General features: G+C 34.2%; 22 protein-coding genes and 1 other RNA gene. 9 read left to right on the top strand and 14 right to left on the bottom strand.

What is annotated here, in order from left to right; all coding sequences use genetic code 11:
* Positions 1–63: 63 nt before the first annotated feature.
* Entirely contained in the window at positions 64–1,158 is a 1,095-nt protein-coding gene (gene ychF, locus F0460_RS03740; RefSeq protein ID WP_150010386.1) for a redox-regulated ATPase YchF, read from the top strand.
* A 743-nt stretch (positions 1,159–1,901) separates the two neighbouring features.
* Here ychF and F0460_RS03735 read toward each other — a convergent pair.
* The 14 genes from F0460_RS03735 to F0460_RS03670 form a co-directional block, all read right to left on the bottom strand.
* Entirely contained in the window at positions 1,902–2,804 is a 903-nt protein-coding gene (locus F0460_RS03735) for an IS3 family transposase (RefSeq protein ID WP_150010384.1), read from the bottom strand.
* A 2-nt stretch (positions 2,805–2,806) separates the two neighbouring features.
* Complete coding sequence (locus tag F0460_RS03730; RefSeq protein WP_150010382.1) at positions 2,807–3,340, bottom strand: hypothetical protein; 534 nt, start codon at positions 3,338–3,340, stop codon at positions 2,807–2,809.
* 95 nt (positions 3,341–3,435) lie between these two features.
* Positions 3,436–3,837, bottom strand: a transfer-messenger RNA (tmRNA) gene (gene ssrA / locus F0460_RS03725).
* A 276-nt stretch (positions 3,838–4,113) separates the two neighbouring features.
* A complete protein-coding gene (locus F0460_RS03720; RefSeq protein ID WP_150010380.1) occupies positions 4,114–4,761 on the bottom strand; it encodes a response regulator in 648 nt (215 codons plus the stop codon).
* Positions 4,762–4,790: 29 nt separating this feature from the next.
* Positions 4,791–7,442: a DNA gyrase/topoisomerase IV subunit A gene (locus F0460_RS03715; RefSeq protein ID WP_150010378.1), complete on the bottom strand. Its 2,652-nt coding sequence runs from the start codon at positions 7,440–7,442 to the stop codon at positions 4,791–4,793.
* Between the two features lie 11 nt (positions 7,443–7,453).
* Positions 7,454–9,307 (bottom strand): DNA topoisomerase IV subunit B, encoded by a 1,854-nt coding sequence (locus F0460_RS03710; RefSeq protein ID WP_150010376.1) that lies wholly within the window; start codon positions 9,305–9,307, stop codon positions 7,454–7,456.
* Positions 9,308–9,361: 54 nt separating this feature from the next.
* Positions 9,362–10,321, bottom strand: coding sequence for a YihY/virulence factor BrkB family protein (locus F0460_RS03705; RefSeq protein ID WP_150010374.1), 960 nt, complete (start codon positions 10,319–10,321; stop codon positions 9,362–9,364).
* Between the two features lie 148 nt (positions 10,322–10,469).
* Complete coding sequence (locus F0460_RS03700) at positions 10,470–10,679, bottom strand: hypothetical protein (RefSeq protein ID WP_150010372.1); 210 nt, start codon at positions 10,677–10,679, stop codon at positions 10,470–10,472.
* Positions 10,680–10,873: 194 nt separating this feature from the next.
* Complete coding sequence (locus tag F0460_RS03695) at positions 10,874–11,551, bottom strand: TIGR02117 family protein (RefSeq protein ID WP_317132131.1); 678 nt, start codon at positions 11,549–11,551, stop codon at positions 10,874–10,876.
* A 54-nt stretch (positions 11,552–11,605) separates the two neighbouring features.
* A complete protein-coding gene (locus F0460_RS03690) occupies positions 11,606–12,136 on the bottom strand; it encodes an RNA-binding protein (RefSeq protein WP_150010370.1) in 531 nt (176 codons plus the stop codon).
* A gap of 1 nt (position 12,137) precedes the next feature.
* Positions 12,138–13,181, bottom strand: coding sequence for a hypothetical protein (locus F0460_RS03685; RefSeq protein WP_150010368.1), 1,044 nt, complete (start codon positions 13,179–13,181; stop codon positions 12,138–12,140).
* A gap of 627 nt (positions 13,182–13,808) precedes the next feature.
* Positions 13,809–14,546, bottom strand: a complete 738-nt coding sequence (locus F0460_RS03680; protein WP_150010366.1) for a Fic family protein — start codon at positions 14,544–14,546, stop codon at positions 13,809–13,811.
* Between the two features lie 723 nt (positions 14,547–15,269).
* The gene (locus tag F0460_RS03675) at positions 15,270–15,578 is read right to left on the bottom strand and encodes a phage integrase SAM-like domain-containing protein (RefSeq protein ID WP_150010364.1); all 309 of its coding nucleotides are present in this window, start codon (positions 15,576–15,578) and stop codon (positions 15,270–15,272) included.
* Between the two features lie 467 nt (positions 15,579–16,045).
* Positions 16,046–16,291, bottom strand: a complete 246-nt coding sequence (locus F0460_RS03670; protein ID WP_190304078.1) for a hypothetical protein — start codon at positions 16,289–16,291, stop codon at positions 16,046–16,048.
* A 228-nt stretch (positions 16,292–16,519) separates the two neighbouring features.
* Between F0460_RS03670 and F0460_RS03660 the strand changes: the two genes are divergently transcribed.
* The 8 genes from F0460_RS03660 to kdpA all read left to right on the top strand — a co-directional run bounded on the left by F0460_RS03660 (position 16,520) and on the right by kdpA (position 24,656).
* Complete coding sequence (locus F0460_RS03660) at positions 16,520–17,590, top strand: sensor histidine kinase (RefSeq protein WP_150010362.1); 1,071 nt, start codon at positions 16,520–16,522, stop codon at positions 17,588–17,590.
* Positions 17,583–18,263 carry a response regulator gene (locus tag F0460_RS03655; protein ID WP_150010360.1) on the top strand — a complete coding sequence of 227 codons (681 nt, stop codon included), beginning with the start codon at positions 17,583–17,585 and terminating at the stop codon, positions 18,261–18,263. Before F0460_RS03660 ends, F0460_RS03655 begins: the two co-directional genes overlap by 8 nt.
* 130 nt (positions 18,264–18,393) lie before the next feature.
* Complete coding sequence (locus F0460_RS03650; RefSeq protein WP_150010358.1) at positions 18,394–20,385, top strand: KUP/HAK/KT family potassium transporter; 1,992 nt, start codon at positions 18,394–18,396, stop codon at positions 20,383–20,385.
* Positions 20,386–20,396: 11 nt separating this feature from the next.
* Positions 20,397–21,737 carry a sigma-54-dependent transcriptional regulator gene (locus F0460_RS03645; RefSeq protein ID WP_150010356.1) on the top strand — a complete coding sequence of 447 codons (1,341 nt, stop codon included), beginning with the start codon at positions 20,397–20,399 and terminating at the stop codon, positions 21,735–21,737.
* A gap of 167 nt (positions 21,738–21,904) precedes the next feature.
* On the top strand, positions 21,905–22,264 hold the full coding sequence (locus F0460_RS03640; RefSeq protein ID WP_150010354.1) for a DUF7674 family protein: 360 nt from the start codon (positions 21,905–21,907) through the stop codon (positions 22,262–22,264).
* 123 nt (positions 22,265–22,387) lie between these two features.
* On the top strand, positions 22,388–22,765 hold the full coding sequence (locus tag F0460_RS03635) for a DUF7674 family protein (protein ID WP_150010352.1): 378 nt from the start codon (positions 22,388–22,390) through the stop codon (positions 22,763–22,765).
* A 2-nt stretch (positions 22,766–22,767) separates the two neighbouring features.
* Positions 22,768–22,845, top strand: coding sequence for a potassium-transporting ATPase subunit F (locus F0460_RS16415; protein WP_223810762.1), 78 nt, complete (start codon positions 22,768–22,770; stop codon positions 22,843–22,845).
* A gap of 122 nt (positions 22,846–22,967) precedes the next feature.
* Complete coding sequence (gene kdpA / locus F0460_RS03625; protein ID WP_150010350.1) at positions 22,968–24,656, top strand: potassium-transporting ATPase subunit KdpA; 1,689 nt, start codon at positions 22,968–22,970, stop codon at positions 24,654–24,656.
* Positions 24,657–24,679 lie beyond the last annotated feature (23 nt).

Here is a 24,679-nt window from a genome sequence, read left to right as displayed (position 1 = left end):
AAATCCAATTAAAAACGATATATTTGCATCGTTTTAAAAATCGATATAAAATAGCACAACTATATGAAAGCAGGTATTGTAGGATTACCAAACGTAGGAAAATCAACTTTGTTCAACTGTTTGTCTAACGCAAAAGCACAAAGTGCAAACTTTCCTTTTTGTACAATCGAACCAAATATTGGGGTTGTAAACGTACCAGATCCTAGAATTAATAAATTAGAAGAATTGGTTAAACCAGAGCGCGTGCAAATGGCTACTGTTGATATTGTTGATATTGCAGGTTTGGTTAAAGGTGCAAGTAAAGGCGAAGGTTTAGGTAATCAGTTTTTAGGAAATATTCGCGAGTGTAACGCTATTATTCACGTTTTGCGTTGTTTTGACAATGATAATATTGTGCATGTTGACGGTAGTGTGGATCCTATTCGCGATAAAGAAACCATTGATATAGAATTGCAGTTAAAAGACTTGGAAACGGTTGAAAAACGTTTGGAAAAAACAAAGAAAGCTGCTAAAACCGGTAATAAAGAAGCACAGGTTGAAACTGCTTTGTTAGAGCGTATTCGCGAAGCATTATTACAAGCAAAATCGGCAAGAACAGTAGTTGCGCAAAATCAAGACGAAGAAGCGTTGTTAGAAGATTTTCAATTGATTACAGCAAAACCGGTTCTTTACGTTTGTAATGTTAATGAAGAATCTGCAGTTAACGGAAACGAATATGTTGAAAAAGTAAAAGAATTAGTAAAGGATGAAAATGCCGAAGTAATTATTTTATCTGTTGGTGCAGAAGCTGATATTACCGAATTGGAAAGCTATGAAGAGCGTCAGATTTTCTTGGAAGACATGGGCTTAACAGAACCAGGATCGGCTGTATTGATTCGCGCTGCTTACAAATTATTGAATTTACAAACGTATTTCACGGCAGGTGTAAAAGAAGTTCGTGCTTGGACTATTAAAGTGGGAGATTCAGCACCAAAAGCTGCCGGAGTAATTCACAGTGATTTTGAAAAAGGATTTATCCGTGCCGAAGTAATCGCTTATAACGATTATGTTTCTTTTGGATCAGAAGCTAAAGTAAAAGAAGCCGGAAAACTGCGTGTTGAAGGTAAAGAATATATTGTTAAAGATGGTGATGTAATGCATTTCCGCTTTAATGTTTAAACCAGTTTTTAAGAGCCGAATGTTAAATCCGGCTTTTTTATTAACTTTTTTTTACATTTGGTGCAAATCAAAAGCACAGAAAGATTTTGATAAAAGAGTACATACCAAAAAAGGAGAAATATTTTTTAATTTAATGCTTCCAAGTATTTATATGATGGGTTTTTCTAACGAAAATCCAAGTCTTAACAAGCTATCATTATTAAAGAATTAGAAGGAGAAAATCCCGAGATTAAATTCTCAATGATAAATACAGATTTAAGATTATCATTATATCTAAATGATTATAAATCTATTTTTATTAATTCAACTAGCCTGAGTATTATTTCAAATTTTGAAATTGAACTTAAATTAATAACGAGTCTACTGTCTATTAATCAAGATCTAAATAATCACAAAAAATTAGAACAAATAATCTTAAAGTTTGCTAATGATAAACAAGATTTAGATATTTTAAATAAAAAACTTTCATTTTTGATTAATGTGAGAAACAACATAATTTATTGTAACAATGAGGTGTTTAATAAAAAAAACAGATATAATTTGGTAGAAATTGATTGTATAAATTTTTTTAGTTTATATGCTAAGTTAGAATCGTCTAAATTTTATTTTGAGAAGTATGATATTTGCTTTTATATAATTAATACAATTAATGAATTTTATTCTTTGACCCGTCCTAAAAACTATACATTTTTTAATTAAATCCTGTTATAGTTATACACCAATTGATGGTAATCCTAAACTTACTATACAAGGGAGTTTTGATAATTAAAACTTCTATTATAGTTTTTCCATCTTTTCTTTAATTTTTCTGACTGTAAATGCGCAGCATTTGGAGTTAAATAATCACAGCTTGCATGTGGTCTCAATTCATTATAAGATTTAATACTATTATTAATTTTAATCTTTGTCTGATCAAAACCTAATGTGCTTTCATACAGGTTAAATTCCATTTTAATTATTCCATTAACCCTTTCTGCCATTGCGTTTTCATAGGGATCACCTTTTTCTGTCATACTTATAGCTATGTTATTAGAGAGCAATAAATCTACATATTTATGTGAGCAATATTGCGATCCTCTATCAGAATGATGAATTATGGATTCATAGTAAAGCCTATTATTTACCGCCATATTAAGTGCTTCAATACAACCATCGGCTGATAAATCCTCACGGAAGCAATATCCCATTATTTTTCTTGAATAAGCATCTGTTATTAAGCTAAGATAACCCCATTGATTACCTAGTCGTATATATGTTATATCACTTACCCAAACCTGCTCAGGCCTTGTTACAACTAAGTTCTTTACTAAATTGCTGTATTTCCTCATCCAATTTCTGGAGTTTGTTGTTACAACATTTCTTCTTCTTTGTCTTATTAGCAATTTATGCTCTGATAATAAATCAAATAAATAATCTCTTCCAAAACTTATCTCATGTGAGCGTAATTTATTTTGAATTAGATAATGAAGTTTTCTAGTACCGACTCGTGGCAGTTCTTTTCTAATAGCAATTACTTCTTGAAGTATAATATCTTCTTTAATTAAATTACTTTCTTTACGCCACAGAAAATCATAATATGCATGCCTTGTTTTGCCAAACAATCCACATAAAACAGCTATTCCCAAGTGAGGAAAATCCTCTTTCATTTTTAAGACTGCCTGGCACCAAACTTTTTTCTAATATCAATCTTTAATTGTTCACCGGCAACGTCTATCAGAGTATTTAAAGCTTTTATCTGAAGTTCTGCTTTCTGTAAAGATTCTTTTTCTGCCTTCTTTGAAATTAAGTCAAATTTATTCATAACAAACTCATTATCAGAACAAATATTGACCTTTTCATCTTTATATTGCCTTACCCACTCGTTAATTAATTTTTCATTTTTTATCTGATAAGCTATTTTTGCTTCATTTACAGTCATTCTTCCCTGCTCTATAGCACTTACGATTGTTCGCTTTTCAAGCTTGGTGTAGCTCCGACGTTTTATAGCTTCATGATAAATCTCTGATCCATAATTTCGCATCCACACATCTAGGGTTGCTTTCCCTAAACCATAAATTCTAGTAGCTTCCTTTCTCGGTAAACCATTTTCAACTTCTTTGACAATTTTCATAACTAAACGCTTGTCATAGCGGCTACGCTCGTTCTCCCGAACTGCATAATGAACTTGTTCTGTTTTTTTCATACACTTGTAATTTGTGTATAGCTAATTCAGGACAAGTCAATTTTCACAAAATAAAAACGCATTGATATAAAAAATCAATGCGTTATATTTTATTTCTGTGGAGCCGCAGGGAATCGAACCCTGGTCCAAACAAGCAATCAAAGAGCTTTCTACACGTTTAGTTTTTGTTTAGATTTTCGTCATAAAGCTTTGCCAAAAACAGCCACTTTATGCTTAACCTCTTAAGGTTTCGAGTAACTTCCGAGGTGCTATTTACTCTAGATTTACTTTTACGATTCCTTTTGTTAAAACGCCATAAATCAAGGCTTCTTTAAGGAATTTAGCTCTCCTATCTAATAGGACAAGGCTCAAATCTTACTATAATTCGGATTAAGCAGCTAAAGCGTAGTTATCTTCGCCGTGTAAAAAAAAGTTCATTCATGATATTTACGAGCTGTGTATGAGCGCTCGACGTGCTTACTTTTCAATTCCACCTGCTGTCAAAACCGATCGGCCCCAAAAAGTGGTACAAAAATAATAAAAAAAATCCTGCCAACCAAGCAGGATTTATCATTTGAATCTTTTAAGTAATCAACAAAACAACATATACGTTCTAAACCTAATCTAACCTTATTAAAACGTGACAACTTAATATTCCCTAATTATTTTTGCCCAATAATTTATTAAATATTTTGTGATTCAAATGTTGTACAAATGTATAGGCAAACTATTAATAAAAATAATTAGATGCGAAAACTTAACAAAATGTGAGCAAAATACTCACTTCTTATAGTTTAAGATAAATATCCGTTTTTTATAGCTGCCTTTACAAGTCCTTTATCATCATCTACTTTCATTACCTGTTTCATTTTTGCAATGCGTTTTTGTATGGCGCTGTATGATATAGGTATTATTTTGTCTAATTCTATTATTTTGTATCCTTTTGATAATAAATATAAAATCTGTCTGTTGTAATCGTCAATCAACGACTTGTCGTCTAATGATTCATTGAAGGTTTCCTGTACAAAATCACTGTAAAACTTATCATGATTCAACACATTTTCGATCAGATTTTTCAAATTTTCAGGAGTAAGTTCACCTTTGGTAAAAAAACCATCGGGTTTTACATTCTTTATAATATCCAAAATAAAAATCTTTTCGGTATGCGCTGTTAACATAATAATTTTGCAATACGGAATAACTTTTCGTACCAGATTGGCAGCATCTATTCCGTTTTTAATGTTTTTATCATCGTAAGCCGGAATATTAAAATCAATCAAAGCAATATCAGTCAGTTTTGCTTGAGGAACATTTTCAAAATATTCAAAAACCTCTTTACAGCTTGCTAATTTTGCAATTTTACTTTGCGGATAATTTTGTGTTATAACATTGCCATAGCCTTCTAAAATAAAGGGATGATCGTCGATAAGTACAAAATTCATAGTGTTTTGGTGTTAAATTAAACGTTTGTTTATTCCAGATTAAATCCGATCTGTCCGTCTTCTTCTATAGTCAGCGTTTTTTCATCGACCGTATCAATAAAATCTTGAGGCATTTCATTTTCTGTAATTTCTTCTTCGTAAGGTAAAGATTCCAGCAAATTGATCAGTTTAATTTTATCGCTTGAAAGCTGATTTCCCTGAGCTTTGATTCCCTTTACAGAAATAAATTCTTCAAAATTAACGGTTAAAGGTTCTTTTTCTACACCTTTGATCTTTGCAAAAACGATCTCTGCTACCGGACGATAATCTGTTGAAACAATTTCAAGACGCGAATACGGATGTTCGGAAATGAAAACCTCTTCTTTATTGACCGATTCTACCAAAAAGCGTTTAACGAAATACTTGTCTTTTTCCGGATCGAAATAAATACAGGAAATCGGTTTATTGGGAATCCATTTTTCCAACACAATTACATCATCATCAAAATGCGTGGTCAATTCAGGAATAATCGTTTTAATCTTTCCACTTTGGGTAATAATCAACAATCGGTCTTCCGGTTTGAATTCGCCTAATAATTCACCTCTACCATCAACATTTAAGCGGTGAACGGTATCATCGAACCAAACTTTTCGCGGACGAAGGGTTGATATTCCTTTTTCTTTTAATTCTATTTTTTTTATTGGATATTTTGTAACAGTATTTCCTTTTGATACCCGACCTTTTATTAACAAATCGGCAAAATCTAAATCGAATTTCAGCTTTTTAACATTGGTTAACATTCGTAATAAAATGGTAACAACTTCGGCTTCACCGTTTGGATTGCTTGAGAAATATAATACTTGCGACCCTGGTTTTTCCTGCGTTAAATCGTACACTTTATCACGTGTAATTCCCGAAACATTAAATCGTTTTACGAACGATGCACCTGCTTTTCCATCGCGATAAATCATGTTATAAATGGTACGTTTATCGTTTTTATTGAAAACCGCAGCGTGAATAATGTCTTTACCAACGAATTTTTTCTCTTCGATTTTTGATACGATCATGCTACCATCGCGCAAAAACACAATTACATCATCAATATCAGAACAATCTGCAAGGTATTCATCTTTACGTAAAGCCGTACCAATAAAGCCTTCTTCTTTATTTACATACAGCTTTTGGTTGCGTAGAACTACTTTTGTGGCTTCGATATTATCAAAACTGCGCAATTCGGTTTTACGTTCGCGACCTTTGCCGTATTTTTCTTTTAAAGTGGTGAAGAATGAAATGGTAAAATCGATAATATGTTCGATATTGTATTTTACCTTTTCAATATCGCCTTCTAAAGCATCCAGTTTTTCCTGTGCTTTATCTAAATCGAATCGAGAAATTCTTTTAATTCTGATTTCAGTTAAGCGCAAAATATCATCAGTGTTTACTGCGCGTTTCAAATGTTTCGTAAAAGGTTTCAATCCTTCATCGATAGCAGAAATCACACCTTCCCACGTTTCTTCTTCTTCAATTCTACGGTAAATTCTGTTTTCAATGAAAATTCGTTCCAATGATGAAAAATGCCATTGTTCTTCTAATTCGTTTAATTCAATAATCAATTCCTGACGTAACAAATCAACCGTTCTTTCGGTTGACTGCTTCAACATATCGGAAACTCCTGTAAATAAAGGTCGGTTATTTTGAATTACACAACCAAGCGGAGCAATAGAAACCTCGCAACTTGTAAAAGCATAAAGGGCATCTATGGTTTTATCTGGCGATACGCCCGGCGGTAAATGAATCAAAATTTCAACATCAGACGATGTATTATCTTCTACTTTTTTAACTTTAATTTTACCTTTTTCGTTGGCTTTTAAAATACTATCAATTAAAGTAGTAGTTGTAGTAGAAAATGGTATTTCTTTGATTACCAGCGTAGTTTTATCTAATTGAGAAATACGCGCGCGAACACGAACACGTCCGCCACGAGCACCATCGTTATAATTAGAAATATCTGCAATACCTGCTGTTACAAAATCGGGGTAAATTATAAATGGTTTACCCTTTAGTATTTTTATTGAAGCATCTATTAACTCTATAAAGTTATGCGGAAGAATTTTGGTTGATAAACCAACGGCAATTCCTTCGCCACCCTGTGCTAATAATATTGGGAATTTTGCAGGAAGATTTATAGGTTCGTTTCTACGACCATCGTACGAAAGCTGCCATGGTGTAATTTTTGGCGAATACAAAACATCTAACGCGAATTTACTTAAACGCGCTTCGATATAACGTGAAGCCGCAGCATCGTCACCCGTTAAAATATTTCCCCAGTTTCCCTGTGTATCAATTAACAGATCTTTCTGACCTACCTGTACCATAGCATCGCCAATACTGGCATCACCATGCGGGTGATACTGCATAGTGTGACCAACGATGTTTGCTACTTTGTTGTAACGACCATCGTCTAACTCTTTCATTGAGTGCATAATTCTGCGCTGAACCGGTTTAAAACCATCTTCGATTGCAGGAACAGCACGTTCTAAAATTACGTACGAAGCATATTCCAAAAACCAATCTTCGTACATGCCTGTAACTTTCTTTATGGTTTCTGCTTCTGCGCTTTCCAAACCGTTATGATCCAACTCCGGCTCGTAACTGTTTAATTCAGAATCTTCATTTAAATTGTTTAACTCTTCTTCTGTCATTATTTAAAAAGCTAGGCTTCTACTTTATCTAATTCAACTTTTAAATTTGCAATAATAAACTCTTGTCTATCAGGTGTATTTTTACCCATATAAAACTCCAATAGTTTTTCTATAGACGATGATTTATCTAACATTACAGGTTCCAAACGGATATCCTGACCTATAAAATTCTTGAATTCATCGGGCGATATTTCTCCCAAACCTTTAAATCGGGTAATTTCGGGTTTTGGTTTTAACTCTTCAATGGCATCAATACGCTCCTGATCAGAATAACAATAGATTGTCTTTTTCTTGTTACGCACACGAAACAAAGGCGTTTGCAGAATGTACAAATGTCCTTCTTTTATCAATTCGGGAAAAAACTGTAAGAAAAAAGTAATCATTAACAAACGAATGTGCATACCGTCCACATCGGCATCGGTTGCCAAAACAATGTTGTTGTAACGTAAATCTTCGTAATCTTCTTCGATATTTAACGCAGCCTGTAATAAATTGAATTCTTCGTTTTCGTACACAATTTTTTTAGACATTCCGTAAGTATTCAAAGGCTTCCCACGTAAACTAAAAACGGCTTGTGTATTCACATCGCGTGATTTGGTGATAGATCCCGAAGCTGAATTTCCCTCGGTAATAAACAAGGTACTTTCTAAACTGCGTGGATTCTTGGCATCGGTTAAATGCACACGACAATCGCGTAGTTTTTTGTTATGAAGTGATGCTTTTTTAGCGCGATCTTTTGCTAGTTTACGAATTCCCGAAAGTTCTTTACGCTCACGTTCTGCCTGAAGAATTTTTCGCAACAAGGCATCGGCTACTTCTGGATTTTTATGCAGGAAATTATCAAGATTTGTTTTGATAAAATCATTTACAAACGTACGAACTGTTGATAAGTCGGGTCCCATATCGGTTGAACCCAGTTTTGTTTTGGTCTGCGATTCAAAAACAGGTTCTTCAACCTTTAGTGAAATGGCAGAAACGATCGACTTACGAACATCAGATGCTTCGAAATTTTTATTGTAAAACTCTTTTATGGTTCGAACAATAGCTTCTTTAAAAGCGGTTAAATGTGTTCCACCTTGCGTAGTATTTTGACCGTTTACAAACGAATAATATTCTTCAGAATACTGCGTTTTACTGTGTGTTAAGGCAATTTCGATATCATTACCCGTTAAGTGAATAATCGGATAGATCATGTCCTCATCGGCAATGGTTTCCTGCAGCAAATCTTTCAATCCGTTTTCGGAAACAAACTTTTCGCCATTGTAAATTATCGTCAACCCTTTATTCAGGTAACAGTAATTTTTAAGCATGCGAACGATATAATCGTTACGAAACTTGTAGTTTTTAAAGATGGTTTCATCTGCCGTAAAAGTAACTTTTGTTCCTTTACGTTTGGTGGTTTCTACCTGCTCTTCTTCTAAAGTTAAATTTCCGGCACTAAATTCGGCAGCTTTTTGCTGATTGTCACGAACCGATTCTACACGAAAATAAGACGACAGCGCATTTACTGCTTTTGTACCAACACCATTTAATCCTACCGATTTTTTGAAGGCTTTAGAATCATACTTTCCACCCGTGTTCATTCGGGAAACCACTTCAACAACTTTTCCTAACGGAATTCCACGACCATAATCACGAACCGAAACAGTTCGGTCTTTAATGGTAACTTCAATAGTTTTTCCGGCGCCCATTACAAATTCATCGATACAGTTGTCCATCACCTCTTTTATCAATATATATATACCGTCATCGGGCGATGAACCGTCGCCTAATTTACCAATATACATTCCAGGGCGTGTACGAATATGTTCTTTCCAATCGAGCGATCGGATGTTATCTTCAGTATACTGAGATTCTTGTAGCATAAAATGTAGTGAATTTCTGTAAAAATACAGAAATTATTACAGATTTAAAAGCATTTATTTTTCATTTGAAGCTAATTTATCATTAATTTCTGCATCGGTTTTTGCAAACTTAACTTCTTCTTCCTTATAAATAACTCTAACCGTGTAATTGTTTGGCTGAATGGGCTTTCCGTACATTTCTGAATAATTTTTTGTAAACACCGCACCAAAATATAATATAATTGCCGAGTAGTAAACCCATACTAAAATTACCAATACAGAACCTGCTGCGCCATACAAATCTAACTGCGATGAATTTCCCAAATACAGACCAATTCCCCATTTACCAATCATAAATAAAACGGCTGTAAAGCCAGATCCAACGGCAGTTTCTTTCCATCCTAACTTTCCGTCGGGTAATGTTTTAAAGATAAATCCGAAAATTATGGTAATAATTATAGCTACAACTCCTGTGTTAACCCATGAAGCGATAAGAACGGTATCGTCGTGAAAAAGTCGACTTAACTGATCGTACATATAATCGATTACCGAATTGATCATTAAACTGACCAATAAGATAAATCCTAAAGCACCAATCATTGAGAAAGACAATAATCGATTTACAACAAAGCGCATGATTCCTTTTTTAGGTTTGGGTTTTAATTCCCAGATATAATTGATAGAGCTTTGAATTTCGGCAAAAATCCCCGATGCGGAAAACAAAAGTGTTACAGCACCTACAATGGCTGCAATACTTAAATTGTTTGATAATTTTATGTTTTTAATAGCTTCCTGTATTTGAAACGCTGCTTTTTGACCTACAAGATTTTCAATTTGCAAGAAAAACTCGCCACGAACGGCTTCTTCACCAAAAAAATATCCGGCAGATGTTATAATTAAAATTGCTAACGGCGGTATAGAAAATATGGTATAGTACGATAACGACGCACTGAATTTCATGCAGTTATCATCTAAAAATTCGTTTACAGAAACTTTGAATAAATTGAATATCCCTTTAAATTTTTCTTTAATCATAGCGGTGATTGTTGATGTATTTTATTTTAAAAGTATCAATTTAAAAATTGAATTACTAAATTACAGAGATAAGATTTTATTGAATAATCTGTAAATATTCAAAATAATGAAATTATATTTTGCAAAGATGCAATTACAGTACTTACAATTAAATAAACGGAACTACTTTGTAAGGATTAAAAGCGTTTATTCCGTCGATTATTTTTCCGCGATCGTAACAATCGTACCATTTTTTTGTATTGGAATCAAAAAACGACAAAACGTTTGAATATATATTATTCAGTTTCCAGTTAACTACGTATAATCCTGATTCTTCCGGTTGGCACTGCGGATATTGTTTCCATTGAACTAGTCTCATAATATATCTTTTTATAATTAAAAATAATAGCTAAATATTACCTTACTGTTAGGTATTTAATAATTATAAGTGATTTTTATTATGCTTTAAAGGAATATACAATATAGCAACTTTTTAAGTAACATCAAAAAATTATGTTACAAAAAAACACTCGGTTGAGTGCTTTTTAAATTGTAATGAAAATATTTAGACTATTATTTTCTGTAATGATAAAAAATTCCTTTGTCCCAAAGAGTAAATAAACTGGCTTTTAAATTGCCAGATTTCAACACATTATTTGCCCATGTATTGCAGGTGTAAAACAAATTGTATTTGCCTTTTGCTTCGTAAAAAACATCGTTCAAACCATAATTTTGATCGGTTTCTACAAGAACCAACTTATTATTTTCCATATCAAACCTGTTCAATATATATTTACAAAGTCGCTGGTATTGTTCTTTGTTCAGTTTAATTTCGATACAATCATCGCTCGTAACCAATTTATCGTGATACGTAACATGCATAGCAGATTCGCTTAAACCAAAAGCTGCATTGAATGCAACCGATGCTTTTAGATCTTTCCATTCGGGTGTTTGCAGGTAAAAACCTTTATCGCCCCAACCAAAAGAAACCCATTGTGCCGATGTTTGCTTTCCAGGTGTTAAACTAGGGTCCAAATAGGTGCGCCAATCATAAGCTTCGTTAAAGTAAGGCACAACAATATCGGTATGCACACCATTGGTTAAAATGTAGATGGATAAATTCTGCTCTTTATATTCAGATTGGTCTTTATTAACAGGAATGCACGCTGCGCCAGTGGCTAAAATTAAATAGATAACCAAAAAGCCTACAACTAATAACAAATATCCCACAATTTTCTTCAGTGTTTTCAAATACAAATCTATTTTATGTCACAATTTACAAATAATTTGTTTACAAAGTTTTATTTATTTTAGTGCGATATATTCCTGCTTAATTTTTATAAAGGTTTTATTGGTAGCTATTAATTGATTGATAAAATACTCTTGAACTTCAGTATAATCATGATATTTTAGATGCTTTGCCCAAGAATCATTCTCTTGTATTTCGTGGATTTTTTTCAGGATTTTAGCGGTGTCAGCAGCAGATCGATACACTACATTTGATTGTTCTTTATTTTTTTTATGATTGTAGGAATAATTGATTTCGCCCACTTTTTCTATAAAATACAAAGGCAATCCTTCTTCGTTATTGTAAAAATGCTGCCAACTACAAAAGCCCCAATAATTGGTTTGTTGTTTATGGTCGATATTCTCTAACCGCCAACGACAATTTCCAACTCTGCCCCAATGGTTTGAATATCTGTAAACACCCTCTTTCGTAAAAAAATAACTACTGCCGTGTTTGCTTACATAATTTGCTTTTACAAAATCATTTGGCTGATTTGTTTTGTTAAATACCGCAAACGTATTTTTAAAGAAGTTAGAACGATTGTACATGTTAGAATTTAATTCGATAATCAATACCTAAAACATGTCCGTAATCGAAACCTTTGTTAAAACTTCTTAAATTGTAAACAGACGGATTGTATCGAACACCAATATACATAACCGATGTTAACTGATAGCTGAATAAACCCGAAAAACCTAACGTATTGTAAGTATTGTATACTGATCTATTACCTTGTGAATATTCGGTATCAAACAAATTAAAAGCTAAACCATAACTGTATTCAAGTCGTTGCCAACGATGCCCTTTACGAAGTGAGATATTTAAATTATGAGCAAGAAAATTGTACTCTGTATGGAGACCAGGCGGACTGAATTGATTTACTCTATGTGATAATTCCAAAGAAATAAATCGATTGTTTTTATAATAATAATCACCGCCAATTCCAAACCCCATTCCCCCGACAGAGTTACTAAAATAATCTACGTTTGTGTTTTTACTAGAAAAACCCATTAAAGACAAAGTAGGCGGCTGCATATTAAATTTAAAAGTACCTTCGGTAGGGTTGTATCGTTTAAATTCACGCTGCTCGCGCACTTTTCTTTTAGCATCTGCTGCGGCAAAATGTTTGTTGATGTTTTCTCTAATTTCCAATTGTTTTACCGTATCAGTTATATTACGTTTGGCAATGTACCTGTCGGCTTTATACTCTTGAATTTTCAAACCTTCTTTATCGTTTAAAAAGATATTTTTAGGATATTTAAATCGTTTCTGTGTTGTAAGATCAACCCAATAACCAACACCAAAAAACGGAAGCGATGGCAGATTTCCCAAATAAAAAACAGGTCCTTTTACGGCACTAACAATGGTATCAAACTGTTTGTTTTCTGATTGATAAGATAATGTTACCGGTTTTTTACTTCGCAAAAGTTTAATCTTTGCAGGAAGCGAATATACAGAATCGTTTACTGTTACTTTAGCTTCTGCCGCGTTTGTAAACACATTTATGGTATGCGTTTTGGTTCTAAAAACGGTACTGCACGATGTTAAGCCAAGCGTTAAAAGTATTGCTGAAATTTTAAATAGTGTTTTCAATTTATTTCGTTTAAGTTGAATGTTTTATAAATTTATCTTTATTGATATTATTAGAATTTCATTCTAAAATCAAGCCCTATAACATCTTGATATTCAAAACCGTTTCTTGCATATCCAAAAGTATAGATTGAAGTATTGTATCGAACACCAACAAAAATTCTTGGCATAACCTGATGATTTATTAAACCAGAAAATCCGATAGTTTGAAAATCAGCATGTTCTTTTCTAAAATAAGGATCGCCTTCTATTGATAAATAGGGTTTAATAATTGATTGATTAATAATTCTTGGAACTTCGTACTGATAGAAATTATATTCTAAAAATGTTACTTTGTTTAATGAATTTTCTCTTTCATAATAAAGTACAAAAAAAGGTTTTTATTAGTTTCTTTACAATGTTTGTGATATTTCATCAAAATAAATGCTCTCTTTTAATAGAAGAGCATTTATTTTTTCTATGAATTTTTTTCCTCGTTATCGTATTCAAGATTGTAATTATCTTGTTCAGTAATAGCATAATATTTTTGCTTCCTTCTAAAAGAATGAACCAAAGCTATATCATAATTTTTTATAAAAGATTCAAAATCTAATTTAGCGTAATTTTCTAACGTCATACTAATGATAAAGATTATTTTACGATTCTAATAATACGTTGCATTGTTTCTTTTACATTATCAATAATAAAGTATATAAACGGTTGTTTATCGTGGTTTATTTGAGCTATTTCCAACGTGTCGTAATACTTTAATCTATTTTCTGTATCTCCTTTTAAAATTGCGATAGGGAAACCATTTTGCAATAAGATCAGGTTCATTAATAGTCTTGATGTTCTACCGTTGCCGTCAACAAAAGGGTGTATTGTAACCAACCGTTCGTGCATTTCGGCACTTAATACTACAGGGTGTAATTTCTCTTTATTTTCATTATACCAAATAAATAAATTGTCCATTTCTTCTTGTATTAAATAATGTTGTGGTGGTACGTGTTTTGATCCTGAAATAAGAACCTGTTCATTACGGTACTTTCCTGCATTATTATTGTTTATTCCTTGTAGAATTAAACGGTGTATCTGCAACACATCACGTTCGGTAATACTATTTTTTTCAGTTGCTAACTCTTTTATAAATTCAATAGCATAATCGTGGTTTATAGCTTCTAAATGTTCATTTAAACTTTTTCCGCCAATGGTTAATCCTTTTTCAATAACCAAAGCAGTTTCTTGCAACGTTAGCGTATTCCCCTCGATTTTGTTACTTTCATAAGTATATTCTATATCAAAAGCTTTAGCGACTTTGTCGCCCTGCTGATTTCGTAACGCATTAAGTTTGTTCTTTAATTCGTCTAAATACTGTAGTTGCTCTCGCATTTGCATCTTTGATAATTTTAATTGTAAAGGTATGATTTTAGTTTTTACCTTTTTATGAATTGAAATTTTTAATTTGATTGGTTTATATAAAAAGCAAAAGTCTCTTTTGCAATCACTTTACTTGATTTACCGATGTAATTCAAAAATTCTCTTTCTGTGGAATGACCTGTGATATTCATCATAAAAGATATTGGTATTATTCCAAAATGATTTATAGCAAACGAACGCCGCCCAATATGGCTACTAACCAATTTCCGCTTTTCATAAATACCTTCTTTTTTTCTATCTACATCTGTTTCTTGTAACAGTTTTCCTTTTATTGGTTGGTTTAATTCGGCTATTTTGCAAATCTGTTTAATATATTCACTATATTTTTGATCTGAAAGGGCGTAAGGAAATTCTCCATTTCTTTATATTTAAAATTTCTAAAACTTTTGGGTGCATGGCTATTTCCATTGATTTATCTGTTTTTTTTTGATAAACTCAATATAATGATTTCCTTCATCTACCGTTATATTCTTCTTACTGAATTTCATAAAATCTGAAATACGTTGCCTTGTGAAACAACTAATAATTAACCAATCACGTGTATTTTTTTAACCATATGTAAGTTTTTCATCTTCAATAGATTATTTAATTTTTATTTCTTCAAACGACAAATAATTTTTTTCAAATTTCTCTTCCTTAAAACTTAATTTGTCAAGTTGCCGACTGTTTCAACACCTAAATATTTAGCTTCATACAAAACGACTTTATAAATTTGAATTCTCTTTGTAACGTGTTTTGAGAATATTGTTCACTTTTTAAATAAGTTTCAAATTCTTTTTTAAAACTTTCGTCTACTTCATTAATAAGTATAACTTTTTTCCGATGTAGTTGCAAACGTTCCAATTTATGTTTAATTGTAGTATATTTTTTTACCGATGTTGATTTCATTTCATGCTGCCTGTAATCAATATAGAAATCAATATAATCAACCAAAGTATGAGGTACTTTAATATCATTTGTTTTAGGGTTGTAAAACTCTTCCATTTGTTGGTGACCATTCTTTTGTAATATTTACAGGAATTACCAAATTTACTATTTGTTGAATCATAGTTTTCAATAAGATTTAGTTCTGCATTAACCTCAATGATTTTATTTCTGATTTCAATTTCTTTTGGTTTTCCATTATGATGTTTCTCCCAATATAACTTAGTAACCTCAACCTTTGTTTTACATTCAACAAAAGTATTCCTTTGTTCAATTCTGTTAAATACCCGTAATGTTAGGTTTGTTTTTTCTTTTTTTAATCTTTACAAGAATTGTATTGTTGCCATAATTTTCCTTATTTTTAGTAAAGTTACAAATACAAATAAGTTGTATAGTACTTGTATAGTTTCTGTCGATTTGATTCAATTTCTTTAGATTTCATTCTACATTTGAAAATTTGAAAATATCTCGATTACAAAAGTTTTATGTACAATTTTAGAGCTAGTTATGGAAATATTAGATTGTATCTAAAAAATTCCCTGCGACTCCACTTCTGGGGACAAGTCTAAAAAGGATAGATTTGTTTCCTTTATTTTACCTTGTAATTTACTGTTATTCTGATAAATAAGTATGATGGCTTCGTTTAATCTTTGAGTTCGATGTTTGGCTCCGTCAAATTCCAAATTTTCTGGGAACATCGAACTCACTATAATTCTTTTTTCCTCAACTGTTCCATTTTCATAGTGTTCCAATAGGTTTGATACTTTTTTCAAGCTTGTTTTCATCAAGTTCCTTATTTCCAAATATGATTGATTCAATTGATCTGTATAAGAAAAATGATTTTCAAATTATACCTAACTATGGTCAATATGCAGATGTAGAAAGCAGTATCTGTTTTGAAAAAGAAATTATTTTGTAGGTCAGATAATTAAAAAGAAGCTTTATCATTTTTTCATTTATAAAATTTACAATTACCTTTAGCGTATGTAAATTTTAAACTGATGCTTTTTACATTAAACAAGGGTAAATTACAGTATATTGTCAGCGTAGCAATAGTTCTAAGCGTGTCGGGCTTGTGTTTTATCGTTAAAGAAGATCTTAATTACAGAATCGTGGCGCTCATACTTCTGCTTACAGTATCTGTAATCGCAATGCTTTACGATATTTTTCCGGTATTACTTTCGGCGCTGTTAAGTGCTTTTATCTGGAATTACTGCTTCATTCCGCCTATTTTCACTCTTGATGTAGGCAATGCCGAAGATCTGCTTATGTTTATGTCGTATTTCTTTGTAGCCATGTTAAATGCGGTACTTACCTTTAAAATCAGGCAGGCAGAGAAAAATGTTCGAGACAGGGAAGAGAAAGAAAAAACCATTACCTTGTACAATACCCTGCTTAACTCTCTTTCGCATGAGTTAAGAACTCCTATAGCTACCATTTTGGGAACGGTTGATACATTAAAGGACAATAATGATAAGCTTGATAAGGAACAACAGTTCGATCTGCTCAACGATATCGGCATTGCAAGTATACGTTTAAACCGTCAGGTTGAAAATATTTTGAATATGAGCAGGTTGGAAAGCGGAACGCTTAAACCCAAACTAGATTGGTGCGATATGGAAGAACTGGTTAACGGCATTATCCGTAAAGCAGATGTTTTAAACGGGCATAAGATATCTTTTACTCCTACTGCAAACCTTCCGTTGTTTAAGTTTGATATCGGTTTTACCGAGCAGATCCTGTTAAACCTTATTCATAACGCGGTATTGTACACTCCCAAACAGTCAGTGGTAATGGTTGAAGTAGCCCCACTTTTAGATGACTGCATCATAACGGTTTCCGACAATGGAAATGGCTTCCCGCAACAACAGCTTTCTATGGTATTTGATAAGTTTTACAGACTGCCTAATACAAAATCAGGCGGTAGCGGACTGGGGTTGTCAATTGTTAAAGGATTTACCGAGGCGCAGAACGGAACCGTAACACTTGAAAATATTCCAACGGGCGGTGCAAGATTTATTATAAGAATACCCGCCGAAATGTCTTATTTAAACAATTTGAAAAATGAGTAGAAACGAGATTTTGATTATCGACGATGAGCCACAAATCAGAAAACTTTTGGAAATTACGCTGAAAAGTAACGATTATAAAACATTTCTGGCAGAAACAGGTCACGAGGGTATTCTATTGGCTGCTAACCATACTCCCGAATTGATTTTGCTCGATTTGGGTCTGCCTGATAAAAGCGGTCATGAGGTACTTAAAGAATTAAGGCAGTGGTACCGAAAGTCTGTCATCATCTTGTCTGTACAAAATAGTGAGCACGATATCGTAACTGCGCTAGACAATGGGGCTACAGATTACCTATGCAAACCGTTTCGTACTGCAGAACTTCTTGCTCGTATACGTTCGGCAATCCGTAGAAATCATAATATAGATAATAATTCCAGTGTTTTTGTCATCGGCAATCTCGAAATAGATCTTACGGCACATACGGTAAAGAAAAATAATGAAATTATTAAACTTACTTCTACAGAATATAATCTGCTGGTACTTTTTGCCAAACACGAAGGCAGCGTACTCACGCATCAATATATTCTGAAGGAAATTTGGGGTGTGGGCAGTCAGGCCGAAACGCAGTATCTGCGCGTCTTTGTAGCTGCTTTAAGAAAAAAGATCGAAGATTCGCCTAACGAACCGGTACATATTATTACCGAAAATGGGGTAGGATACAGGTTTCAATAGTTGTTTTCAGGCTGGTTTATCTCAAACTTATATCGGTCTTTATATTTTCTTTATACGGTTTCGGATAAATTTTATATTTCCTTGATGGGTTGTTGTCCAAATTTGTACAAAAATTACAACAACTATATAAATGAAAGAAAATTCATCTATACCAAACACAGGTCATTCTTTGGTAAATAACCACAGTAAAATAACTTTTGCTACTTTACTTGTTGCCCTTGGCATTATATATGGCGATATAGGTACCAGTCCGCTTTACACCTTTAAGGCAATCATCGGAAAAAGAGAAATCTCCGAATTATTGGTTTTAGGCGGTGTGTCTTGCGTTTTTTGGACACTTGTTCTGCAGACTACCATAAAATATGTATGGCTAACCCTGAAAGCAGATAACCAGGGCGAAGGCGGTATTTTTTCTTTATATTCGCTTGTAAGGCGGTACGGTAAAAAATTGGTTATACCTACCATGATTGGTGCTGCGGCACTGCTTGCAGATGGGATGATTACACCTGCTGTATCTGTAACTTCGGCTATTGAAGGATTGGAAAAAATCAACGGTTTAAAGCATATTCCTGTGGTACCTGTTGTTATTGCAGTAGTATCGCTTGTATTCTTCCTGCAGCGCTTCGGATCGCACAAAATGGGTAAGGCATTTGGCCCGGTTATGATGATCTGGTTTTCCGTGCTGCTGGCAATCGGACTTTTCCAGGTGGTTCAGTCACCATCTGTAATTCGTGCATTGAATCCCTATTATGCGTATGAACTGTTAACGCATTATCCTCAGGGATTCTGGCTTTTGGGTGCGGTATTCTTATGTACTACAGGTGCAGAAGCATTGTACTCTGATCTGGGGCATTGCGGTAAAGATAATATCCGCATTACATGGGCATTTGTAAAACTGTGTCTTATTGTAAATTACCTGGGACAGGCATCATGGTTGCTAAATCACGGTGGTTTGCACCTGAACGGGCGTAACCCGTTTTTTGAAATGATGCCCGAATGGTTCTTAATACCGGGTATAGTAATTGCAACGCTGGCGGCTATAGTTGCTTCACAGGCATTGATAAGCGGTTCGTTTACACTGATTAACGAAGCTATAAACCTTAATTTCTGGCAAAGAGTAGGGGTTAAGCAGCCTTCTGATACCAAAGGACAGATTTATATACCAAGTGTAAATAATTTATTGTGGATAGGCTGTGTTCTTGTAATTCTTTATTTTCAAGATTCGTCACACATGGAAGCCGCATATGGTCTTGCCATTACTTTGGCAATGATTACTACTACCGTTCTGCTGTCTTACTTCCTGTTGTTCAAGTTAAAGTGGAACAAGCTGCTGGTACTCCTGTTTTTGGCGGTATTTCTTCTTATCGAATTGTCGTTCTTTGTTGCCAATGTGGTTAAGTTCCAAGAAGGTGGTTACATAACCGTGATTGCAGGTGGAATATTCTTTTTTGTAATGTATGTAAGTTATTTCGCCAGAAAAATAAACAGCAGTTATACCAAATTCGAAGATTTGGGTAAATACGCCCATACCATTGCAGAGTTGAGTAATGATGAAAGCATCCCGAAATTTACAACGCATTTAATTTACCTTACAAAAGCAGATAGAAGAGATCAGATCGAAGCCAGAATTATCCGTTCAATATTCGATAAAAAACCTAAAAGGGCAGATGTTTACTGGTTTTTCCATATCAACAGAACAAACAATCCCTATACCTTAAATTATGAAGTGTCTGAACTGGTAGACGATAAGGTTATTAAAATTGTATTGAACATAGGTTTCCGCATACAGCCAAAAACCGAACTGTATTTCGAAAAAGTGATTGACGATTTAATAGCCAACAAAGAACTTAATCTGCACCTGCGTAATAATGGAAGTACCAAATACAATCCTTCCATCGATTTTAAATTTATCGTTTTACAGGCATATCTTTCGGTAGATAACGAATTTGCAATCAAAGAAAGCATTACCTTAAAATCGTATTTCTTCCTTAAACAGTTTGCCCAAAAAGATGAACAGGCATTTGGTCTGGACAGAAACGATGTGTTGATCGAACATATTCCGTTGGTTTACCAACCGGTAAAAGCGTTTGATTTAAAACGTAAAATTACTGATAGATCTTAAAAAGGTAGGTTTTGAAAAAAGTATTGATAATAGACGACGAAGAGAAACTTCGCACACTGCTTGCAAGGATCATTACTCTGGAAGGGTTTGAAGTAATACAGGTTGCCGACTGTAAAACGGGATTGCAGAAATTATCCAGACAAACGGTAGATGTAGTGCTTTGCGATGTGAAATTGCCCGATGGCAGCGGTGTGGAACTTTCAAAAATTATTAAAGAAAAATATCCCGCCACAGAAATCATTTTGCTAACTGCTTACGGCAATATCCCCGATGGTGTTCAGGCAATAAAAAATGGTGCATTTGATTATATTACAAAAGGCGACGACAATAACAGAATCATCCCGTTGCTTTATCGGGCTATCGAAAAAGCTGCGCTTAATAATAGATTATTAAAGTTGGAAAAACAGCTGGAAGGCAAACATTCTTTTGATAAAATTATCGGAAAATCAAAGCCAATTTTACAGGCTGTTGAACTGGCTAAAAAGGTTGCAAAAACGGATACGACTATACTTTTAACCGGTGAAACAGGAACTGGTAAAGAAGTGTTTGCACAAGCAATCCATCACGAAAGTAACCGCAGTAAAGAGAATTTTGTTGCCATAAATTGCTCGGCTTTCAGCAAAGATTTGTTGGAGAGTGAAATGTTTGGTCATAAAGCTGGAGCCTTTACCGGTGCGGCGAAGGACCAAAAAGGTTTGTTTGAAGAAGCCCATAATGGAACCATATTTTTAGACGAATTGGGTGAAATGGCTTTAGATTTACAGGCAAAATTACTGCGGGTGATTGAATCGGGTGAGTTTATAAAGGTTGGCGAAACAAAGCCCACTAAAGTAAATGTGCGTATTATTGCTGCTACCAATCGTGATCTAAAGCAAGAGATTGAGCACTGGCATTTTCGTGAAGATTTGTTCTACCGTATATCTGTGTTTCAAATACAATTGCCGGCATTGCGTGAAAGAGTAGCCGATCTCGAGATTTTAGCACATCATTTTACCGGTATTTTCGCATTGAAAATGAATAAAAAAATAACTGCAATCCATGCTGATTTTATTACGGCGTTGCAACAACATCAATGGAATGGAAATATTCGGGAATTGAAAAATGTGATAGAAAGAGCTGTAATCCTTTCCAACGGGAATGAATTATCGCTTGATGATTTACCTGTGGAAATTCAAGTGAAATCAAGTGCTGTAATTGGCAGGCAACTTTCGGCATTTTCAATGCAGAGTGTCGAAAAACTTCATATTCAAAAGGTTCTTAACCATACCGGTGGCAACAAAGCCGAAACAGCAAGACTGCTCGAAATAGGCACTGCCACCCTCTACCGTAAAATCGAAGAATATGGTCTGTAAATTATCTTACCGTATCGTTTTGAGAAAAAGCCTATCATTTTGATAGGCTTTTTTTATGCGCTACTTTTTAATTGTAATTATAAGTTATTGATAGTTAGTGCTTTTGTGTTGGTATTCTAAATCTGGCATCTGGTTGGTATAAAGCAGTAAAACAAATTACAGTCAAAATGAATCAAACTAAATTAATTGTCGAAATAGCTGCTGTCTTACCTGAACTCGAGCCTGAAATAACAAGAACAGCCAATGGCAGAAATCCTTTTGCAGTAGTTAGATCAGTTACACGTTATACGCGTAAAATGATAGAACAGCACAACGATTTAATGACGGATAAGTGCATGAAACTTATAGGGAATATTTATATCAAAGGAGATGCCGTACTTAAAACTGCCGTTACCGATGTATTTGTTTTTTCATTGGATGCAGTCCTTGCTTCGTGCATACTTTCCCATCGTAAACGGTTGATTAATATACTGCCACAAAGCCTTCAGGCTGTTTATCTGAAACAGATTTACAGTTCTGCGATCTGATTTTGAATTTAATCCCAATAACTAAACAGCAAAAAAATGTTAACACTCATTCTAATAATTGCAGGTTGTGCCTGCTTCGCAATCTTTTATAAATCAGTCGGTTTTTTTGAAAAAATATAAGTCATGTACCAAATTACACCATTAAGGGCTTCCGCTTATCTGGGATGTCGTTTTTCAGAAATTAAAGTTGAGATAAGAAGTCTTTCTAAATACGGAAATTTCCCGGGGGTTCTGCAGGCTGTGGTCAATAACTTAAAGCAGTTGGTTGTTCAGGGCAGGGTCAAGACGGTAAGCCGGCGCATAGGCTTTGTTTATTGGGTTTATATGAACGGCGACCAGTATATAAGATACATTGTAGAAAATCTGTTTGTACGTTCTTTTAATGGAATTCAAAAAAGAGCTACTACCGAACAATGGAATCTTATTTATAAAAAGATACCGCTGCCGTTTAAAGCGGTTTACACACAGCAGTATCAACCACAACTTATTAAAATACAATAATTATGATAGCACTTTTCTTCCTGGCAGCAGGCGTTTTCGCCTATATCGTTTACGTTTTGCTGAAACCCGAAAAATTTTAATAGATCGATTTTGAGAAAGAAGTAAAAAATAAGAGGTGAAAACAGCAAGTTTATTTTACTACTTACTTTTCACTAATCACATCTCACATTTCACAAAAAAACATTTCACAAAAAAATAAAAAATGAATACAGAAATATTAGGTATAATCGCAATGTTTGTTGCTGCACTTGTTTTAGCACTGCCGTTAGGTATATACATTGCAAAAGTTTATGGCGGCGAGAAAACCTTGCTCGACCCCGTTTTTAATCCCATAGAAAAAATATTTTACAAAATCAGCGGTATCAATCCCAGCAAAGAAATGAACTGGAAAGAACACATGGTTGCTATGCTGACCATTAATCTTGTTTGGTTCCTGTTGGGTATGGCTATTTTAATGACGCAGCAGTGGTTGCCGCTCAACCCGGATAAAAACCCGAATATGAGTCCTGATTTGGCATTTAATACCACCATTTCTTTTGTGGTCAATTGCAATCTGCAACACTATTCCGGTGAAACAGGAATGAGCTATCTGGGGCAAATGTGGTTAATGTTTTTACAGTTTGTAAGTGCCGGAACAGGCTTGGCAGCGGCAGCCATTTTGTTTAAAGTTTTCCGAGAAAAAACAACCGATAAATTAGGTAATTTCTATGAATTTCTAATAAAATCCTGTACCAGAATTTTATTGCCTGTTTCGTTTATCGTGGCTCTGCTATTGGTTTTCAGTGGCACACCCATGACTTTTGAAGGCAAAGATCAAATCACGTCTTTACAGGGCGATACCGTAAATGTTTCTACCGGGCCGGCTGCCGCATTTATTGCCATCAAACACGTGGGTACCAATGGCGGTGGTTTCTTTGGAGTCAATTCTGCCCATCCGTTCGAAAATCCCAACTATTTTACCAATATGGTAGAGATGGTTGCTCAGCTGATTATTCCCTTGGCAATGATTTTTGCATTTGGTTATTTCATTAGGAGAAAGAAGTTCTCATGGATGATTTTTGGTGTGATGACCGTTGGATTTTTACTCCTCACTATTCCCAACATCAATATGGAAATGAATGGAAACCCTGCCATTTCTGCAATGGGAATCGATAATTCATTAGGAGCAACAGAAGGAAAGGAAATCAGGTTTGGTGCGGCTGCTACAGGATTTTGGAGTATTGTAACCACCGTAATTTCTACTGGTTCGGTTAATGCGATGCATGACAGTACCATGCCTTTGTCTGGAATGAATGAATTACTCGCAATGATGGTTAATGCCTTTTATGGCGGTTGTGGCGTGGGATTGCTCAACTTTTTCATCTTCATTATCCTCGCTGTTTTTATCAGTGGATTAATGGTAGGACGTACACCCGAATTTATGGGAAAAAAAATTGAAGCAAGAGAAATGAAGATTGCAATGATTATCGCTTTGCTGCATCCATTTTTAATATTGGTGGGAACCGCTTTAGCAACGGCATTTCCAGAGCATGGAGCTTCAACTTTGAACAATCCCGGTTTCCATGGTTTTAGTGAAATTTTGTACGAATACACATCCTCTGCAGCCAACAACGGTAGCGGGTTTGAAGGATTGGGTGACAATAATTTGTGGTGGAACATCACAACCGGTTTTGTATTGATTTTGGGAAGATTCTTACCCATCATCGGACCGATTGCCATTGCAGGATTCTTGGCTAACAAAAAATACATTCCTGAAGGCAACGGAACGTTAAAAACTGATACGGCAACATTTGGTTTAATGGTATTCGCGGTAATCGCAATCATAGCAGCATTGTCGTTTTTTCCGGCGTTGACATTGGGTCCAATTGCAGAATATTTTTCAATGAAGTAGTGATAGGTGAGAAGTAAAAATGG

The organism is Paenimyroides baculatum (assembly GCF_008629655.1).
GTDB classification, from domain to species: domain Bacteria; phylum Bacteroidota; class Bacteroidia; order Flavobacteriales; family Flavobacteriaceae; genus Flavobacterium; species Flavobacterium baculatum.
Note: the sequence above shows the minus strand (reverse complement) of the source record. Positions and strands in the feature narration are given on the sequence as shown.

Coding starts and splice junctions, on each gene's coding strand:
- F0460_RS03650 (WP_150010358.1), top strand. CDS start 18,394: ATGAAAGAAAATTCATCTATACCAAACACAGGTCATTCTTTGGTAAAT.
- F0460_RS03675 (WP_150010364.1), bottom strand. CDS start 15,578: ATGGAAGAGTTTTACAACCCTAAAACAAATGATATTAAAGTACCTCAT.
- F0460_RS03730 (WP_150010382.1), bottom strand. CDS start 3,340: ATGAAAAAAACAGAACAAGTTCATTATGCAGTTCGGGAGAACGAGCGT.
- ychF (WP_150010386.1), top strand. CDS start 64: ATGAAAGCAGGTATTGTAGGATTACCAAACGTAGGAAAATCAACTTTG.
- kdpA (WP_150010350.1), top strand. CDS start 22,968: ATGAATACAGAAATATTAGGTATAATCGCAATGTTTGTTGCTGCACTT.
- F0460_RS03640 (WP_150010354.1), top strand. CDS start 21,905: ATGAATCAAACTAAATTAATTGTCGAAATAGCTGCTGTCTTACCTGAA.
- F0460_RS16415 (WP_223810762.1), top strand. CDS start 22,768: ATGATAGCACTTTTCTTCCTGGCAGCAGGCGTTTTCGCCTATATCGTT.
- F0460_RS03735 (WP_150010384.1), bottom strand. CDS start 2,804: ATGAAAGAGGATTTTCCTCACTTGGGAATAGCTGTTTTATGTGGATTG.
- F0460_RS03680 (WP_150010366.1), bottom strand. CDS start 14,546: ATGCGAGAGCAACTACAGTATTTAGACGAATTAAAGAACAAACTTAAT.
- F0460_RS03700 (WP_150010372.1), bottom strand. CDS start 10,679: ATGAGACTAGTTCAATGGAAACAATATCCGCAGTGCCAACCGGAAGAA.
- F0460_RS03635 (WP_150010352.1), top strand. CDS start 22,388: ATGTACCAAATTACACCATTAAGGGCTTCCGCTTATCTGGGATGTCGT.
- F0460_RS03710 (WP_150010376.1), bottom strand. CDS start 9,307: ATGCTACAAGAATCTCAGTATACTGAAGATAACATCCGATCGCTCGAT.
- F0460_RS03690 (WP_150010370.1), bottom strand. CDS start 12,136: ATGTACAATCGTTCTAACTTCTTTAAAAATACGTTTGCGGTATTTAAC.
- F0460_RS03715 (WP_150010378.1), bottom strand. CDS start 7,442: ATGACAGAAGAAGAGTTAAACAATTTAAATGAAGATTCTGAATTAAAC.
- F0460_RS03720 (WP_150010380.1), bottom strand. CDS start 4,761: ATGAATTTTGTACTTATCGACGATCATCCCTTTATTTTAGAAGGCTAT.
- F0460_RS03655 (WP_150010360.1), top strand. CDS start 17,583: ATGAGTAGAAACGAGATTTTGATTATCGACGATGAGCCACAAATCAGA.
- F0460_RS03705 (WP_150010374.1), bottom strand. CDS start 10,321: ATGATTAAAGAAAAATTTAAAGGGATATTCAATTTATTCAAAGTTTCT.
- F0460_RS03660 (WP_150010362.1), top strand. CDS start 16,520: ATGCTTTTTACATTAAACAAGGGTAAATTACAGTATATTGTCAGCGTA.